The following is a 16224-nucleotide window of genomic DNA, read 5'->3' as shown; positions in this document are numbered from 1 at the left end:
CACCTCCGATGTTTCTTTCTTCACGCCCGAGTAGACCTACTGGGCCAGAATACGTAGAATGTCCGCGTTTTATGGGTTGAAGTGAATTAGATAGCTTCAATTGCTGACCGCTTAGGCATGAGCAACAACGAGCCCAATCCCAACGCTGAACACTTTGACGTCTTCCTCTGTCACAACAGCGAAGACAAAGCCGAGATCCGTCAGATTGCGGACGAGTTGTCTCGCAGAGGTCTCAAGCCATGGTTGGACGAGCTGGAAATACGGCCTGGGCAACTATGGCAAGTTGCTCTTGAAGAGCAGATAAAAACCATTAAAGCCGCGGCGGTTTTTGTCGGGAAGAGTGGTATCAGCCCTTGGCAGCAGATGGAAGTACGGTCCTTCCTCAATCAATTTGTCAAGCGAGCCTGTCCTATCATTCCAGTAATTTTGTCGTCGGCGACTGGAACGCCCGAGCTTCCTATCTTTCTCCAGAACTTCCATTGGGTGGATTTCCGAAAGAATCATCCAGATCCATATGAGCAGCTAATAAACGGAATCGCAGGAAAGAAATCTGGCCCTGAGATGGAAAAGGCCTCGGCCAGTGTTTTATTGGACCCGGGTCAAGACAATGCAGAGGAGCGGTTACATTCTCCTATCGCGAACCCGCCGGACCAAAGGCAGCAAGAACAACTCGGGATTCTCCGGGATCGGGTGCAAGAATATTGGGTCGATGGCGTACTCAGGCAGTCGCTCTACCATGAGGTGCTGATCTCGCTGGGCAAACGCACGATGGATGAGGCGGTAGAACGGCCTCCCTGGAAATGTGATCTCGTAGACCTGCCGAGTCGCTGCCGCGATGTTCTCCCTCAAGATTACACCATCAACACCGTCTTTGATGCGACGGGTCTTCTTCTCATCTTAGGAGAGCCAGGATCTGGGAAGACGACGAGTCTGCTGGAACTTGCGGCTGTCCTGATCAACAGAGCAAAAGACGACCCTAAAGAACGAGTCCCCATTGTCCTGAATCTATCGAGTTGGCAAAAGAAACAGTCTCTTGAGGAGTGGATCGCAGCTGAGCTGTCAGCCAAGTATCGCATTCCGGTGAAGATCGCGAGAGCGTGGCTGGTGAAAGGCTATCTCGTGCCGCTGTTGGATGGATTGGATGAAGTTCAACCTGCCATCCAACCGGATTGCGTCGCGGCCATCAATGCATTCATCGAGACCCATAACTCATCTGGGATGGTGGTCTGTAGTCGCTGGATGGAGTATCACTGGCTCCCTAGGAAGCTCAAAATGAACGGTGCGGTCTGCCTTGAGCCGCTTAGCCTTGACGATGTGAATAACTTTCTGGCAGCTGGCGGTCCACAATTGGCTGGCCTTCAACAAGTTATGAACAACGATCCTGTCTTGCAGGAACTGGCACAGACGCCGTTGATGTTGAGCGTTATGAGCCTGGCCTGCGAGGGAGCTGATGGAAAAGCCCTGATGAGCCCCAAGGATGATTCACCACAAGCGCGTCGAGAGCACATCTTCCAGCTTTATGTTGAGCGGATGTTCCAACGGAAGAAATCAATCACGAGTCGCTTTTCTCAGGATGAAGCCATTCGCTGGCTTTCGTGGTTGGCCCGAAAGATGAAGGAGCAGTCGCAGTCGGTCTTCATGGTGGAAGCACTCCAGCCTCAATGGCTCAGCTTAGCGGGACAACAGTTCGCCTATGAAGCTGTGGCGGCCTTGAGCAGCGGGTTACTCGTAGTCTGGCTAATCGTCATACTGAATCTTGGATCGAGTCTTGGGTTGTACGAAGTGCTGATTCCAGGACTAGCTTATGGGCTGGTCTTCGCGGCGAGCATCATAGTCGGTTGTCACTGGGCATCGCCATGGAAGAATATCGCCGTGACTGGTCTGGTAATTGGGATCTTCTTCGGGCTATTTGAGTTTAGACCTAGCGTACTGGTCATTGGGTCGCTTGGAGGTCTCCTTGCTGGTGCGGGTATACAATCACTAAAGGAAATACATCTTGTTGAAACAATGGGTTGGCAAACTAAGCGTTTCAGAGCAAAGGCAATTACAGGATTGATAAGCGGTTGGCTCTTTGGGGAACTATACTGGCTGGTTGCCAGGTTGGTTGACGGGGTGAGAGACGGTTTCGTTTATTGGTTATCCTCCGGAGTGATGTTTGGGCTGCTCTTCGGACTGATCTCTGGGTTGCTCTTTGGACTCGTCGATTCAGTTAGGGCTAACAAATCCTCTCCAAATCAAGGTATTATATTTTCTTTGAAAAATGGTCTGGTAGCGCTAGCGATCGGCCTATTGATTTTTGGGCCAGTTGGCTTGCTATCCCTTTACGTGAAAGATAACTGGCTGACCTTCCCCCTGTTCTTTGGACTGTTACTAGGGCTCAACCGTGGTGGTTCAGCCGTGCTGAAACACTATGCACTACGACTAGTTCTCTGGCTGACTGGGGCCACACCTTTTCGCTTCATTCCATTCCTGGACCACTGCGCCAAGCTTATCCTCCTCAAGAAGGTCGGTGGTGGCTACATGTTCATCCACCGAAGCCTCCTCGAATATTTTGCGGCTCTTCCTCCGGAGGGTAACACTGTGAAGAAAAGCTCACCGTGCGCCGCTTCATAGGCCCAAAGAATAAAACCGAACGCTGGGGAAGAAAATTTAACGATACGTTTTTCTTGATACCGACACGCAAGTCGTCTGTGCGTCGCCGCGGTTCACCCCTTCACTTCCATACCGATCACGATGAGCACCGCATAGTTTTGTTTCGTGCAGCCCTCGACCGGAGGCATCACACACTCCTAGTGTGACGGGAAACGCCGTCTGCTTTGCGTTGGCCAGCGAACACGAGCCACCCACCGTCGCCGGTGTATCGCGCGTGGGCCGGTTGGTTGCTCCATGGTCAACCGAGAATAAAGAAAGACTCCCGACCCATTTTATTCGACCACCTTAATTCAACTTCTCAGATTGCGGAGATGACACTCTGACGACACGGCGCACCGCCGTGTCGTCAGCAATCTACCAGGTGCCAGGTTAGGAATGGCCTACACTGTCCAACCAACTGGAGCCACCTCTATCCTGCCATCGATCATTTTCCTACTTTCAAGAGCCATCCGTCGCCTCGCTCACAGAGGCTGGGGCCTTTCCCCGTAATAGCAACTCTGATGAAGGTGCCTTTGGCCGAGGCGGGGATCTTGCCGCTGACGAGAAATCCACCGAAGTGAGGCGTCACGGTGACCGGGACGTTTTCGTCCTTGATCATCACCGTAATGGTTTTGGGAAACGTCGAATTGGATGCCACAAACGAAAATGCCGATTGCGGCGCGACTTCTACATTGTTGTCTATTTGTGAGTATGGCTTTGGCAGGAACGTGGAAAACGATACGCCGTCACAACCATCTACGCTGCCACCGGAAGGGGCTGAATCATAGCCGGCTCGGACATCGCCGATGTTGCCGAAGGCACTTAGTACCATAACGATCGCTAGGGCATGTCGAATATTCACGATAATACCTCGTTGTTGATTGTTGATAGTGGCCGGGATGGCGGAGATTAATACATATTTTCTATTGTGTAATCCCTGAGGGACAAAAAGCAAACCTTGGATGACTCGCAAAGACCGAGGTGAGCGGCTCGCTCGTTGTGGAGACCCTGCACTTTGCCGACGGGAGCATCGCGAATCTGGCTGACAGTTTCCTTCGAACCAACCCTCGACGGTGGCGAATCCGCTGGCAGATCAAACCGTGCGGCGGATGCGACGTGTAGCTTCGGATGGATAGAATATACCGGGAGTCTTGTATTGCAGCGCGCCGCGCAAGTCGTTGGCGTGCCACCGCGGTTCAGTTGTCCACGCCCATACTGATCACAATGAGCACCGCATAGTCATGCTTCGTGCAGCCCTTGGCCTGAAGCATAGCTCCTCCAGGCGCAACGCGAAACGCAGCCTGCTTTGCGTCGGCCGGTGAGCATGCACTACCCACTGCCGCCGGTGTCTAGCGCGTGGGCCGGTGGGTTGCTACATGGTCAACCGAGAATAAATAAAGAGTCCCGACCCCTTTGCTGAAACTTCTTACCGCGCGGCGACGGTCCGGGACTCACGGGCTGCCAGACTCTTTCGGCGATTGTTGGAAATGGTACGGTCGATCATGGCCCCGCAGTTGATGCATTTCCATGCATAGAACACCAGAAAGAAATCTGAGAACCGCTCTAACATCATCATCCCTGTACACTTCGGACATTTCATTGATTCCTCCTCAGGTGGTTAGGCGCATTGCTATCAGCGATGTGAAGCAAGAGCTGCGCCAAATTGTCAGATGTCAGTATCTTAAGGATTCAATACATACGTAGTTAAACTGAGCATGGAGTGTTGTCAAAATTGACGGTGCGAAGACAGGAATCTGTCAATGATTTGTCAGGTTGTGTCAGATAATTAAGGGGTCGGGAATATTTTTATGACATCATTGTGTCAGTTGTTGAATCAGCTATCCCTTGCACTCGCTATTTCTGGTTCGTCACAGAGAGGTTGGAGATGAGCTAGGAATCCTTCGTCGAGGTCGCCGCGCAAGCTGTCGATGCGCCACCACGGTTCAGTCTTCCACGCCCATACCGATCACGATGAACACCGCATAGTCTTGCTTCGTGCAGCCCTCGACTGGGGGCATCGCGCCTCCTGGCGCAACTGGAAATGCCGCCTGCTTTGCATTAGCTGGCGAGCATGAACTACCCACTGCCGCCGGTATATAGCGCGCGGAACGGCAGGCGAGGTGGGTCACGTCGTAGAGTGTCGCGCCTTGATCGAGCTCCCAGCGCCTGTCGCCGCGGCTGTCGGCCGGATGAATCGTCAGCACAGCCGTCACTTTGCGGGCGCCCGTGACCACATATTTCCCTGGAGGGAGTGGAATGGTTGGTTGCTCCATGATCAAGCCGTGTTCCTCAAGCCACCAGTCTGTCTCGTTGAATTTCCAGCGCGCCGGGGCGACGCCACCGGAAAGTTTTAGTGATTGATATCGGCTCAGCTTCACGCCTCGAGGACCTGGGTCCAGCGGCCACAGACCCCACAATTGCGCGCCGTTTCCCGAGGTCGCATCTGGAGTGCCCAAAGCCGCGATGTACTGCGTCGAGATGCGTGTGAACTTCGTCTGGCGCTCGCCTGCGGCGTATACGCCCTGAGCTACGATGGTGATTGTCACCAGTAACGCCGTCGCAAGGCAGGCGCGGCGCACGAGGCGCTGTGTGCTCCTTGTGCGTTCCGATGCGGTATCTTGCGGTACAGGAGTGCGTATCCTGATCATTCTGAGGATTGACATCATCTCGCCACATTTCCTTCGGGGCGGGGGAGCCACCACCAGATCATCACCATCTTGTACCAGTCCGGTCATACGGATATCCAGCGTGACATCAACCGTGAACTGTGGGACCGATTCTTCAGCGAGGATTGCTTTGAGAGAAGAGAATGGTCTTGGAGTCTTTCTGTGGTCACATATGAGGTATCTCAAACGACCGATGAAGCTATGAAGCTGAGTCAGCCAGGATCAAGGAAGGATTGAAATGCATGAGCCACACCTGACACACTGCTCAGGCTATGATGGACACTGTCTCACCATTCACGAATGCTCAGGCCATGCTCCTCACGCGTTTCTTGTCTTCGCCCCAGCGACCCAAAGATACACTGACCTATCCTCAATTGGCCGGGTTCTTGTTCAGTCTCGCGAATGGGCCGGAGTTAATCCCGCCGTCGGAATGGATTCCGCTCGTCTTCAATGACCAGGAAGCGCTGTATGAGACCAACGACGAGGCGGAGCGGGTGCTCGAAGCGATGCTGACGCTCTACAATGATTGTATTCGTGAACGAACTGGGGGGATCGTGTCTCTCCCACCAGGGTGCGAGATCAGACCCTGGCCGATGGATAACCTGAGTGCTGGCGCACCGATGAGTCAATGGGCGCAAGGATTTGGAATGGGCTATGACTATCTTGCTGAGGTATGGAACGAGTACAGGCCTGATGAACTTGATGAGGATTTTGGAGCGTTGCTGATGACGCTCAGCTTCTTTACGTCTCCGACACTTGCCGAAGTCTACCATCAGGAAACAAAGGGAACGGGGAGTCTGGAGCAGCTTGCTCAATCGGTGATCGAGATCTTTCCTGATGCGATGCGTGAATATGCGCATCTGGGACGTGCGATCTATCAAGCGCGGCTCGAAACGGGCGACCTCGATCTCGCATCGTCAGGCTCTCTGAAGATTGGACGCAATGATCCCTGTCCCTGTGGCAGCGGGAAGAAGTTTAAGAAGTGCTGTAGCGCAAAGGTAGGCACAGGTTCTGATCCGGTTTTCCACTGACATGCCCTGTTGCTGTGGATGTGTGTGTTCAGGACTCCTGAGACAGACAGCGGTGGTGGGCTTCGTTTATACTCGGCACATGCCTTATCGATCTAACTCTACTGCTTCTTTCTCAACTGAGTCCCGCCGAACCTTCTACGAAGGTCATCGGTCGCTGGCCCTGTTCATGCTTCTGGTTGTGTGTGCGGCACCGTTTGCAGGGCTCTATGTGGCTGGATTGCTTGGTGTGGTGGTGGGGGTGTTGGTCTCGGCTGCGGCCTATGTACTCACACCCTCTGTCTGGAAGTGGATTGGCGGCTGACCTTGTGAGTCAGCCGCCTTCCTTCGGGGATTATTACTGGATGGCCGACAAAAGCCAGCGTCCATCACGCACGCGCATGAAGGTCCAGACTTCGCCCGATTCGGTCGATGTGTCGTCGCTGCCTTCGACCAGGTAGCCTGGTTCTCCGCGCGGGATTGTTGTGGAGACCGTATAGTCACGGGCATTCCAGCGTAGGTCCACGGTGGCATAGTCGGTTGTATCTTCGGACCAGGCTTCACGCACATCTCCCTTGAGCAACTCCACGCCTTCAACGTGATTGTGTACCCCTCGACTGTGATCCTCGGCCAAGGCGGTGCTGAAATAACTTAACATTTCCGGCGTCAGACAGCGTCGTAGTCCTGTCACCTCTTGCGCACTCCAGGCAGACTGAATATCGGTCAGCAGTTGCTGAAAGGTGGCTTTATCTTCGGTGGTCACCGTGTAGGTCGTATCAGTGGTTGGCCTGTTGGCGCTGCCGTTGGTGGACGAGATGTCGAGGAGGCTACCCCTCGTCGCTGTGCTGCGCGAGAGTCCGGTGAACACGGGAGCAGGTGTTTGGCGGAATCTTTTGAAATAGTAGAGCGCACCGCCTCCGACCAACATGAGCAGGAGGATCAGCCCAAATGAGTTGGATGACGAAGCTGGCTCTTCGGTGTCCGTCGTTTTGGCGCTGCTTTCCGTCGCGCCGAAGAGCATATGCCCGATCCAGCTTCCGGCCAGACCACCGGCGATTCCAGCGAGCAGGGGGTTGCGTTGCAACCATGATGGTGATGTGGTGGGAGCAGGCTGGCCCATGGGGCTGTTGGCGGCGGTTGACGGCGGGGCCGTCGACGGCTTGGCGGTAGTGGACTGTTCAATCGGCTTCGCGCCGTTGTCTTGATGGGTGCGGGATCCACGGCTGCCCATGCTTCCGTAGCCCCCCCCTCGTGAGCCGCTTGAAAATCCTCCGCCTGATCCCCCGCGGGCCTTTGCAAACGAGAGGGTCGGGAGGCCGATGAGTGAGGCAATGATACAGACCGCTATGAGCTGTGAACTCTTGACCATGGGTTTCCTTTCGCAACAGGGTGGCACGCGTCAATCAGCACAAGCCCCATCTTAGCAGCTTTGAGTATGAAAAGCCTGAGGCGTGTTCCTTGGATGAAGTCAGTGGTTGACTCTTGAGTTGGGTCAGTTGTTCACGCGGTGATGTGAACAACTGACCACGGGTACTGGCAGAGGGCGAGAACAAAGGTATTCGCGGACTACTGAGCTCATTCCGTCAACAGGTCGCCATTGGCGGACGATTGAACTCAGCGACCACGGGAAACACCAACGCGGCGAAATCCCAGTAGCGCATGCGGATCGCCTCTGAGTGGGTGCCCCCTTCAAACACGATTTGCTCGTCGCCAGTGAGTGACCGATCGACATACACCGGAAGCCCATAGAGTGTGCCGAGAGGCGGCATGGCGCCGACTTCACAATCGGGGAAGAGGTGTGAGATTTCCTCTTCAGTTGCAAGCCGAACGCGGTGAGTTCCAAAAATCTTCCGTAGACGCTGGACGTCCACTTTCGCCGTCGCCGGCAGCACCGTCGTGACAAATCGCTCCTTGACTTTCACGATCACCACCTTTGCCATTTCTTGCTCTGATACATGGAGCGTCTGAGCGACGGCAGCCGCTCGGAACATTTGCGAGTGAGGCAAGACATCGTAATGAACATGCTCACGATCCAGATGAGTTTTAAGCGTCCGTGGAATAGGCATGGGAGGACCTCCTCTGGTAGCCGATCTCCAGACGGAGACCGTTGGTGGGTGTTCTTGCCGAAAGATTGCTTGGGAACGAGGGGACGATGGTTGGGAGAGAGTGCATGATTACGACTCCAGGTCGATCATGACGCCCAAGAATTCATAATTAGTATAGCCCTTTTACAAGTATGCGCAAATGTGTCTGGCGAATTCAATAGGCCGTTCTCTGTGAGAGGCTGTGTGTCGGGCTCTGGTTGGTGAGGGGAGCTTCGTATCTGCTCACTGCGGAGGGGACTGGCGATGTAACCGATTCAGCCCGTCGAGGGCCGCGGTGCGGTAACATTCGGCCATCGTGGGGTAGTTGAAGACGTTGTGAACGAAGTACTCCACCGTTCCCCCATAGGTCAGGACCGATTGGCCAATGTGAATGAGTTCAGTGGATCCCTGGCCGATGATGTGGACGCCCAGGAGCGTGTGCGTGTCGCGGTGAAAGACCACTTTCAATAGACCGTGGAGCTCGCCACTGATATGGCCTCTCGCCATTTCCCTAAACAAAGCCCTTCCGGCAACGTGCGGGACGCCGGCAGCGGCGAGCTCTTCCTCGGTTTTCCCCACCATTGAAACTTCGGGAATGCTGTAGATGCCGTAGGGAATCACTTTGATGTCGTGCGACTCGGACACCTGAAAGGCGTGGCAGGCGGCGAGGCGGCCTTGTTCCATGGCCGTCGCGGCGAGCGCGGGAAACCCAATGACGTCACCTGTCGCATAGATATGGGGAATGGCCGTTTGGTACTGGCTGTTGACGGAGAGCTGCCCTTGCTGGTCAGTCGAGAGGCCGATTGCGGGGAGGTTCAACGCCTCTGTATTGCCGATCCGTCCCATGGTGTAGAGCAGCATATCGGCGGTCACCATCTCACCATCGTGGAGTTGGATCGCCGGGCGCCCAGCTTCATTCACGGCGATGCCAAGATGCTCCTCTCCGAGTCGGATCGCGACGCCATTCTGCAGCATCTGGGAGTCCAACGCCTGCGCAATTTCCTGGTCCAGGAACCGCAACAGCTGAGTTCGCCGGTCGATGAGGGTGACCTTGATCCCAAAGGCGGCCAACATCGACGCATACTCTGTTCCGATGACACCGCCTCCGAGGACAATGATACTGGTAGGGTTCTTGGTCGTGCGGAGAAATGAGTCGGAATCGCACACCGTGACGTCATCGAAGGGGACCTCCGTGGGGCGGCGTGGCCGTGACCCCGTGGCTAGGATGATGACTGAGGCCTGGACGTGATCGACAGGCCCATCCGATCTCGCCACGCTCATGGTATGGGGATCGACAAAACTGGCTGTGCCCTGGATGATCTCGATGCCGTTACGCTGCAGCTGGTTGGTGATCACAGCCACTTCGGTCTCGATGACCTGGTCTTTGCGTGTCATCAGGTCTGGGAGCGTGAGCTGCTTGGTGAGCGCTGCGCCTAGCTGGTGCAATCCTCGCCGTCCCAAGCCATGAATGTACTCGATCGTGTCCTTGAGGGTCTTGCTGGGTAAGGTGCCTGTATTGAGCGAGGTTCCGCCGAGTTGTCGGGCTTTCTCGATGATCACCACGCGTTTGGACAGCTTCGCCGCTTGGACTGCGGCTTTCTGGCCGGCTGGTCCACTGCCGACGACCACCATGTCATAGGATCGCATAGAGGATTTCACTGCTCCGTCTTATCCGTGCGCAGCGCCTACGATATCGTGGCGAGCCCGACTCGCCAAGAAAATAGCGGATGTCGGAAGCGTAGCTGCCCACCTGATTGCGCCGGTCTGTGTGAACCTCCTACAATGCTCCCCTGATTCGTTGCGCCTATTTGTGTGCGGGTGGGAGCATCGTTCATGCTTCTGTCTCGTCTTATTCAGGAGGCTTCATGGATTTGGATCTGATCAAGCAGCTCGGGCCGCTGGCAGCGTTGGCGGGTGTGTGGGAGGGAGACAAAGGCGCGGATGTGGCGCCGTCGGACGATCGGGGTACGGAGCAGAATCAGTTTCGCGAGCGGATGACCTTTGAGCCGATGGGACCAGTGCGCAATCACGAGCAGGTGTTGTATGGCTTGCGGTATGCCACGGTGGCCCGGCGTATTGGAGAAGCTGATCCGTTCCACGAGGAGGTGGGCTACTGGCTCTGGGATCCTGGCGAAGGGCAGGTGTTGCGCTGTTTTATCGTCCCGCGCGGGGTGGCGCTGATTGCCGGTGGCACGGCAGCGCCAGCCGCCACCACGTTTACGTTGGTGGCAGAGGCGGGATCGGACACCTATGGGATTTGCTCAAATCGGTTTCTCGACAAGGAATTCAAGACGGTGCGCTACGAATTGACGGTGACGGTCCTCGACCAGAACCGGTTTCATTACAAGGAGGATACTCAACTCCGTATGCCGGGGCGGCCGGATCTCTTTCACCATACGGATGAGAATACGCTCACACGCGTCATGGAGTAACGGACTGGGGGCCAGTTTCCGCGTCGTGAACAGATCAGCGCTGACCCATACCCGCTGATGTCGCCGTTGTTCTGAGAGGGCCCGCCCCAGCTGTCAAATTCGACGACCGCTCGTAGCGGGTTTTGGGTGTGTGGTTTCTTGACCTGGTGCCGGACGGGTTGTATGGTTAAAGAGTCTATGCGGCACTGTCTAAGAATGAGATGGGTCTTTGGCATCAGCGCCACGATCGGTTTTAGTTTGTGCTGGTCGCTCTCCTCTGCAGGCCCAATTGGAGATGGACGTACAGTGATCGGGCCGGTAACCTCCAGCGTCGTGGCATCTTCGGGTGCTGTCGTGGTCACGGAGGCGGCAACGGGGCAGGGGCCATCAGCCTTTCTGACAGTGGAGAGCATGGGATTCCTGAGAGCTGTTCCGAGCCTGACGAAACAGATTGTGGTGGGAGGAACGAAGCTGATGCCCTATATCGGTGCAGGGTTTGGGGGCGGCTATCTCACGGAGTTTGATCGTTCCCTGCATGCGTCGCCATCCTTTTCGTCTTCTTCCGGCTCCACCAATGCCGGGCTGAGGAGCCTGTTTGGACAACACCTCATTCCAAACGAGGTTCAGCTGGGCATCCGTTTCCCCTTCTAACCATCTACGATCCTGCTCGGTCCGTGCGACACGTCAGGGCTCATCGCCTACAGCGAGAAGGGAGGACCTACTGTGAAAGCGGGTTATCGGTTACTCTTGGTCGATAGAGATGGGGTACTGGTAAGTGAATTTCAACTGACGGAGCGTGCCCTCGCTCAGCCGGAGGCCTTTGTGGCGGCGTTGCAAGAGTCGATCGAGTCTGTGGAGGAAGCAGAGTAGTAAGGAGGATGTCGGCGAGTGTCGGGACAACGACATGGGCAGGGGAGTCCCGCCCACATCGTTGTGGCAACGGTCAGTTCCCTACCTTGAGTAGCCACCCATCGGTTTTGTCACAGTCACCGGGTCCTTTGGCGAAAATATCGAGTCGGATGTAGCTGCCCTTGATGCTGGGAGGCAGCTTCCCCTTGACCTGGAATCCGTATCCGACTGAAGTGACGGTGACCGGAACTTTTTCTTCCTTGATCTTTACCATGATGCTTGCGGAAGTCGTGGCTTTGGATGCAAGGAATGAAAACTCGGATTTTGGTGCCACGGTGACATTGTTCTTCTCTGCGGAAAAGGGAGGCGGTGTGAACGTAGAAAAGATGACCAGGTCACACGCAGCCAGGTCGGTACCGATATTTGGACTTGGATCATACGCCCAGACTGGGCCGGCGGTACCGAAGACCCCGACTGCAAGAATAAGCCGTAGAAGATTTCGCAGACTCACGGTTGTGCCCCTCTCTCTTATGGTGGTTGACGATTAGGTCCGGACTGACAACGCGGGGATATTTTGTACGCGTGAAATAGAAAAAACAACCCCCTGATTATTGAATCCTGTAGGTCGTGTGGAGGCGAGCGTTGCCTGAGAATTGGTGGGAATTTCTTTCCTGACAACTGTTGCTCCCGAGTGGAAGCCTCAAAGAAGCAGATCCAGATGCGCTACGATTCTGCCGCACGTGGGCGTGTGACCCGGCGGGAGGTCGATCCCTACCGGCTCTGGTATGCCTCCGGCGGCCTGTATCTCATCGGCTATTGTCATCTTCGGAAAGAACCGCGCATGTTCGCCATCGAGCGAATCACGTCTGTCACGCCCACCGATCGTCCGTATCAAATCCCCTTGCATTTCGACTTTGAGGCCTTCGTCGAAGACTCGTTGACCGTCATGAGGGGGCCACGCATCGAGGTGGAGCTGATCTTTGAGAAAAGGACGGCTGCCTGGGCGAAAGATCGTGTCTGGCATCCGAGTCAACAACTGACACGGGTGCCTGGCGGCAAGTTGCGGATGGCCATGACCATCGCCGACAGCCGGGAACTCGTCGGCTGGATTCTCAGCTTTGGAAGCGGGGTCCGGGTCGTCCGTCCCAACGGTCTTCGAGTGGCTGTTGTGGAAGAGGCCGACTCTATTCTACGAAGGAACTCCGGCTCAACGCTATGAGAACGATCGGCGTGATGCGGGCAGATACAGACGCACACCCGGAATCTTTTTGAAGTGGGTATCCAGGCTGTACACCGGGCAGTGGTGTTCGATCGCCAACGCGGCGATGATCAGATCCGACAGCGGCAAGGTCAGGCCTTTCCGAAGCAACTGTGCCGAAAGGTCACCCGTCTGTGACCAAGTGGATTGAGTCACTTCATAGTAGGGCAAGGCCAGCAAGGCTTCGGAAAGGGTCTCCCGTTCCGATGAGGCGCGGCAACCCTGGAGCAATTCAGCCAGCACCACCCCGACCAGGACGACCTCGTCGGCGTCAATGAGCAAGTCGAGGGCGGCTTTTTCAGGCGAATCCGGGCGATTAAAGAATGGAATCCAGACGGAGGTATCAGCGATGACCATGACGGCGGCGTTTCAACGAGGCTTGATGGTGGATCTCGGTCTGTTCTAGCGTTCTCCAATCCAGGTCGAGATGGATCTTGCCGCTCAAGGACTTGAGCTCATCCAGTTTTTTTCTTCGAATCAATTCCGATGCCGCTTGATGGATGGCATCAGTCTTGGTTTTGGCGGAGGTCACATCCATCAGTTTTCGAATAAGCTTCTCGTTGAGATCCAAGGTTGTCCGCATCCATCACCTTTGTTTGATATGCCGGTATCGTATGCATAGAGGAGGCAGATGTCAATCGTTCTCCCTGGAACGCCGGGCTTGGCCGGATCGTGAGCGGGCGGCACGCCGGCATCGGCAGGGACCTTGGATGTCACGCCAGGCTCAGCGCGAGGACCGCACCAGCTGTCGGAAACCCTTCCCTGAGTCGAGGACAATGCGCGGCAAGGAAATCTTTTCAGATGGGACCTCCGATGTCACAGTCATCCTGTATGCTAGGCCGCGATGAACTGGTTGCAAGGAGGCGGCCATGAGACAGACGGCGCTGCTGATCATGCTGGTTCTGACGTGGACCACAACGAGCGACGCCGACATGGGTTTTGATCCGAGGTATGAGAGTCTGTTCATAATCTTTTGAGGATGTTTTGATAATGTTCTCCTTTTCACCGCATGTGCTGAGCATCCGGCACCAAGGCAGTGGGGCGGGCCAGATCGGCGTGAGCGGCAGCACGGTGACCTATCAAGGGGTGACCATCGGGACGTTTACCGGGGGCAGCAGCGGCAGCCACTTGGCGATCACGTTGAACAGCAGTGCCACGCCTACGGCAGTCACCGCGCTGGTGCGCAACATCACCTATCTGAACACCGACACCAATGCGCCGACGACGGGGGCGCGTACCGTGCGGTTTGTGCTGACCGATGGGGACGGGGGCACCAGTCCGAACTATGACACAACGGTGACGGTCAGTGCTGTCAATGATGCGCCGGTGTTGGCGGATACGGCGTTGACGCTCACGGTGACGGAAGATGCGGGGGTGCCGAGTGGGGCGGTAGGGAGTGTGATCAGTACCTTCACCGGGGGCATCACCGATGTGGACAGTGGGGCGTCCAAGGGCCTCGCCATCACGGGGAGCAATCAGACGAACGGGACCTGGTACTACACCAGAAACGGAGGCACGACCTGGACGGCGGTGGGTACGGTGAGCAACACCTCGGCGCTGCTCCTGGCGGACAATGCCAGCACGCGCCTGTATTTTGCCCCAAGGGCCAACTACAGTGGGACGAGCAGCGCGGCCCTGACGGTGCGGGCGTGGGACCAGAGCAGCGGCACGGCGGGGACGAAGGTGAGCACGGCGAGCAATGGGGGGATCACCGCCTTCTCCAGTGCGACCGACACCGTGAATGTGACCGTGACGGCCGTGAACGATGCCTCGACGATTGCGAGCTTGAGCGGGGACAGCCGGGCGTACAGCGAGGGGGCAGGGGCGGTGGTGATCGAAAGTGGCAACGCGCTGGTGGCCGATGTGGATAGCACGAACTTCGACACCGGGACCCTCACCGTGTCCATCCCGGTTGGGGGCGACAGCGCGGAAGATGTGCTGAGCATCCGGCACCAAGGCAGTGGGGCGGGCCAGATCGGCGTGAGCGGCAGCACGGTGACCTATCAAGGGGTGACCATCGGGACGTTTACCGGGGGCAGCAGCGGCAGCCACTTGGCGATCACGTTGAACAGCAGTGCCACGCCTACGGCAGTCACCGCGCTGGTGCGCAACATCACCTATCTGAACACCGACACCAATGCGCCGACGACGGGGGCGCGTACCGTGCGGTTTGTGCTGACCGATGGGGACGGGGGCACCAGTCCGAACTATGACACAACGGTGACGGTCAGTGCCGTCAATGATGCGCCGACGGATCTGGCTCTGTCAGCCAACACGGTAGCGGAGAACGCGGCCAATGGGACGCTCGTGGGCATCGTCACGGGAACCGATCCCGATACCAGTGATACGCAGAGCTACAGTTTAACCGACACGGCCGGCGGGCGCTTTGCGATCAACAGCGTCACGGGTGAGATCACCGTGGCTGATGGCACCTTGTTGGATTACGAGAGTGCGACGATCCACAGCGTGACGGTGCGGGTGACGGATGCGGGGGGCCTCACCTATGACGAGACCTTTACCATCAACCTGACCAATGTGAACGAAGCGCCAAACTTAGATGGTTCTTCGGAGTCGAATACGGTGATAGCGGTCCTAGGAGCTGTGAAGCCGGTGGCTCCGGTAGTGGGGAGCGCGAACACAATCAGTGAGGTGGAAGTCCATCCACTGGCCGACTTGGGGATGTCGATCGAAGTGAGACCTGAACCGTCATTCAGAGGGGACGCTATCATTGCTTCAGCAAAAGATCTTCCACACCTTGCTCATACAGCGGTTGTTGAACAGGCGGCTATTGTAGGAGGGAAGCAGAATCTACCTACCTCTTCCGACAAGAGGGAGGGGATCGCAGCAAATCTCGAGGCAACGGGGAACCAGGACGTTGCCAGCCTGGAATCACACAACCCGACTGTGCAGCATGCAGAGGGGATGGAAACGACATCAGACGAATCCAGCGGACTGGATATGCCAATGGCCGCTGGGTTAGCGGGTATGACGCTGCTGCACGGACGTACTGGGATGAAAGACAAGATGACGGTCATGAGCAGGCGAATACGTGGGCTTCCTCAAGGGCCTACATCCGATACGAAACCTGGGAAATCGAATGAAGATGAAGAGGGATCGGTTCCACGATCAAGCAAATAGGCCGACGATCCAGGTTGCCGTAGTTTGTCCTCGAAACACATTCCGTTCCCCTCACCACATCAGCTAAAGGTTCTTTCCAGGTCGTTCCTAGCGGTTGATGCGCGTTCTTTCTGTCTCCATATGCTTCTTACTGGACCAATATCTGTACGCCGTGCACCGGATCTCTAGTCCTGGCTATCT

At 56.2% G+C, this 16224-nt stretch carries 15 protein-coding genes; 7 read left to right on the top strand and 8 right to left on the bottom strand.

The window, feature by feature from the left end:
• Positions 1-117 precede the first annotated feature (117 nt).
• Positions 118-2613: a TIR domain-containing protein gene (locus E8D52_04070; protein TKB70230.1), complete on the top strand. Its 2496-nt coding sequence runs from the start codon at positions 118-120 to the stop codon at positions 2611-2613.
• A 463-nt stretch (positions 2614-3076) separates the two neighbouring features.
• Here E8D52_04070 and E8D52_04065 read toward each other — a convergent pair whose 3' ends face one another.
• Complete coding sequence (locus E8D52_04065; protein TKB70229.1) at positions 3077-3493, bottom strand: hypothetical protein; 417 nt, start codon at positions 3491-3493, stop codon at positions 3077-3079.
• 1081 nt (positions 3494-4574) lie between these two features.
• The gene (locus E8D52_04060; protein ID TKB70228.1) at positions 4575-5279 is read right to left on the bottom strand and encodes a hypothetical protein; all 705 of its coding nucleotides are present in this window, start codon (positions 5277-5279) and stop codon (positions 4575-4577) included.
• Between the two features lie 290 nt (positions 5280-5569).
• Here E8D52_04060 and E8D52_04055 point away from each other — a divergent pair, with 290 nt between their 5' ends.
• Positions 5570-6328, top strand: a complete 759-nt coding sequence (locus E8D52_04055; protein TKB70376.1) for a UPF0149 family protein — start codon at positions 5570-5572, stop codon at positions 6326-6328.
• 79 nt (positions 6329-6407) lie between these two features.
• A complete protein-coding gene (locus tag E8D52_04050; protein TKB70227.1) occupies positions 6408-6629 on the top strand; it encodes a hypothetical protein in 222 nt (73 codons plus the stop codon).
• A 33-nt stretch (positions 6630-6662) separates the two neighbouring features.
• On the opposite strand, the gene E8D52_04045 is transcribed toward E8D52_04050, so the two are convergent.
• The 3 genes from E8D52_04045 to E8D52_04035 form a co-directional block, all read right to left on the bottom strand.
• On the bottom strand, positions 6663-7673 hold the full coding sequence (locus E8D52_04045; protein ID TKB70226.1) for a hypothetical protein: 1011 nt from the start codon (positions 7671-7673) through the stop codon (positions 6663-6665).
• 214 nt (positions 7674-7887) lie between these two features.
• Positions 7888-8370 (bottom strand): YbaK/EbsC family protein, encoded by a 483-nt coding sequence (locus E8D52_04040; GenBank protein ID TKB70225.1) that lies wholly within the window; start codon positions 8368-8370, stop codon positions 7888-7890.
• A 261-nt stretch (positions 8371-8631) separates the two neighbouring features.
• Positions 8632-10035 (bottom strand): Si-specific NAD(P)(+) transhydrogenase, encoded by a 1404-nt coding sequence (locus E8D52_04035; GenBank protein ID TKB70224.1) that lies wholly within the window; start codon positions 10033-10035, stop codon positions 8632-8634.
• 218 nt (positions 10036-10253) lie between these two features.
• On the opposite strand from E8D52_04035, the gene E8D52_04030 reads away from it, so the two are divergent.
• Together E8D52_04030 and E8D52_04025 are read left to right on the top strand one after the other, a co-directional pair.
• Complete coding sequence (locus tag E8D52_04030) at positions 10254-10820, top strand: DUF1794 domain-containing protein (GenBank protein TKB70223.1); 567 nt, start codon at positions 10254-10256, stop codon at positions 10818-10820.
• A 195-nt stretch (positions 10821-11015) separates the two neighbouring features.
• The gene (locus tag E8D52_04025; protein ID TKB70222.1) at positions 11016-11450 is read left to right on the top strand and encodes a hypothetical protein; all 435 of its coding nucleotides are present in this window, start codon (positions 11016-11018) and stop codon (positions 11448-11450) included.
• A 292-nt stretch (positions 11451-11742) separates the two neighbouring features.
• On the opposite strand, the gene E8D52_04020 is transcribed toward E8D52_04025, so the two are convergent.
• The gene (locus tag E8D52_04020; GenBank protein ID TKB70221.1) at positions 11743-12159 is read right to left on the bottom strand and encodes a hypothetical protein; all 417 of its coding nucleotides are present in this window, start codon (positions 12157-12159) and stop codon (positions 11743-11745) included.
• A gap of 207 nt (positions 12160-12366) precedes the next feature.
• Between E8D52_04020 and E8D52_04015 the strand changes: the two genes are divergently transcribed.
• Positions 12367-12867 carry a WYL domain-containing protein gene (locus E8D52_04015; protein ID TKB70220.1) on the top strand — a complete coding sequence of 167 codons (501 nt, stop codon included), beginning with the start codon at positions 12367-12369 and terminating at the stop codon, positions 12865-12867.
• On the opposite strand, the gene E8D52_04010 is transcribed toward E8D52_04015, so the two are convergent.
• On the bottom strand, positions 12862-13263 hold the full coding sequence (locus E8D52_04010; GenBank protein TKB70219.1) for a PIN domain-containing protein: 402 nt from the start codon (positions 13261-13263) through the stop codon (positions 12862-12864). The two genes, E8D52_04015 and E8D52_04010, sit on opposite strands and share 6 nt — an antisense overlap.
• Positions 13250-13489, bottom strand: a complete 240-nt coding sequence (locus tag E8D52_04005; protein ID TKB70218.1) for a type II toxin-antitoxin system VapB family antitoxin — start codon at positions 13487-13489, stop codon at positions 13250-13252. The genes E8D52_04010 and E8D52_04005 overlap by 14 nt, the downstream gene beginning before the upstream one ends.
• A gap of 407 nt (positions 13490-13896) precedes the next feature.
• On the opposite strand from E8D52_04005, the gene E8D52_04000 reads away from it, so the two are divergent.
• Positions 13897-16044: a cadherin repeat domain-containing protein gene (locus tag E8D52_04000; GenBank protein TKB70217.1), complete on the top strand. Its 2148-nt coding sequence runs from the start codon at positions 13897-13899 to the stop codon at positions 16042-16044.
• Positions 16045-16224 lie beyond the last annotated feature (180 nt).

Origin of the sequence: Nitrospira sp. (assembly GCA_005116745.1) — a bacterium.
GTDB lineage: Bacteria > Nitrospirota > Nitrospiria > Nitrospirales > Nitrospiraceae > Nitrospira_D.
The sequence above is the reverse complement of the archived record's forward strand: the minus strand, read 5'-3'. Positions and strand labels throughout refer to the sequence as shown.

Excerpts from the sequence above, each read along its gene's own strand:
- E8D52_04070 (TKB70230.1), top strand. The coding sequence starts at position 118 with ATGAGCAACAACGAGCCCAATCCCAACGCTGAACACTTTGACGTCTTC.
- E8D52_04060 (TKB70228.1), bottom strand. The coding sequence starts at position 5,279 with ATGATCAGGATACGCACTCCTGTACCGCAAGATACCGCATCGGAACGC.
- E8D52_04055 (TKB70376.1), top strand. The coding sequence starts at position 5,570 with ATGATGGACACTGTCTCACCATTCACGAATGCTCAGGCCATGCTCCTC.
- E8D52_04050 (TKB70227.1), top strand. The coding sequence starts at position 6,408 with ATGCCTTATCGATCTAACTCTACTGCTTCTTTCTCAACTGAGTCCCGC.
- E8D52_04045 (TKB70226.1), bottom strand. The coding sequence starts at position 7,673 with ATGGTCAAGAGTTCACAGCTCATAGCGGTCTGTATCATTGCCTCACTC.
- E8D52_04040 (TKB70225.1), bottom strand. The coding sequence starts at position 8,370 with ATGCCTATTCCACGGACGCTTAAAACTCATCTGGATCGTGAGCATGTT.
- E8D52_04035 (TKB70224.1), bottom strand. The coding sequence starts at position 10,035 with ATGCGATCCTATGACATGGTGGTCGTCGGCAGTGGACCAGCCGGCCAG.
- E8D52_04030 (TKB70223.1), top strand. The coding sequence starts at position 10,254 with ATGGATTTGGATCTGATCAAGCAGCTCGGGCCGCTGGCAGCGTTGGCG.
- E8D52_04025 (TKB70222.1), top strand. The coding sequence starts at position 11,016 with ATGAGATGGGTCTTTGGCATCAGCGCCACGATCGGTTTTAGTTTGTGC.
- E8D52_04015 (TKB70220.1), top strand. The coding sequence starts at position 12,367 with ATGCGCTACGATTCTGCCGCACGTGGGCGTGTGACCCGGCGGGAGGTC.
- E8D52_04010 (TKB70219.1), bottom strand. The coding sequence starts at position 13,263 with ATGGTCATCGCTGATACCTCCGTCTGGATTCCATTCTTTAATCGCCCG.
- E8D52_04005 (TKB70218.1), bottom strand. The coding sequence starts at position 13,489 with ATGCGGACAACCTTGGATCTCAACGAGAAGCTTATTCGAAAACTGATG.
- E8D52_04000 (TKB70217.1), top strand. The coding sequence starts at position 13,897 with ATGTTCTCCTTTTCACCGCATGTGCTGAGCATCCGGCACCAAGGCAGT.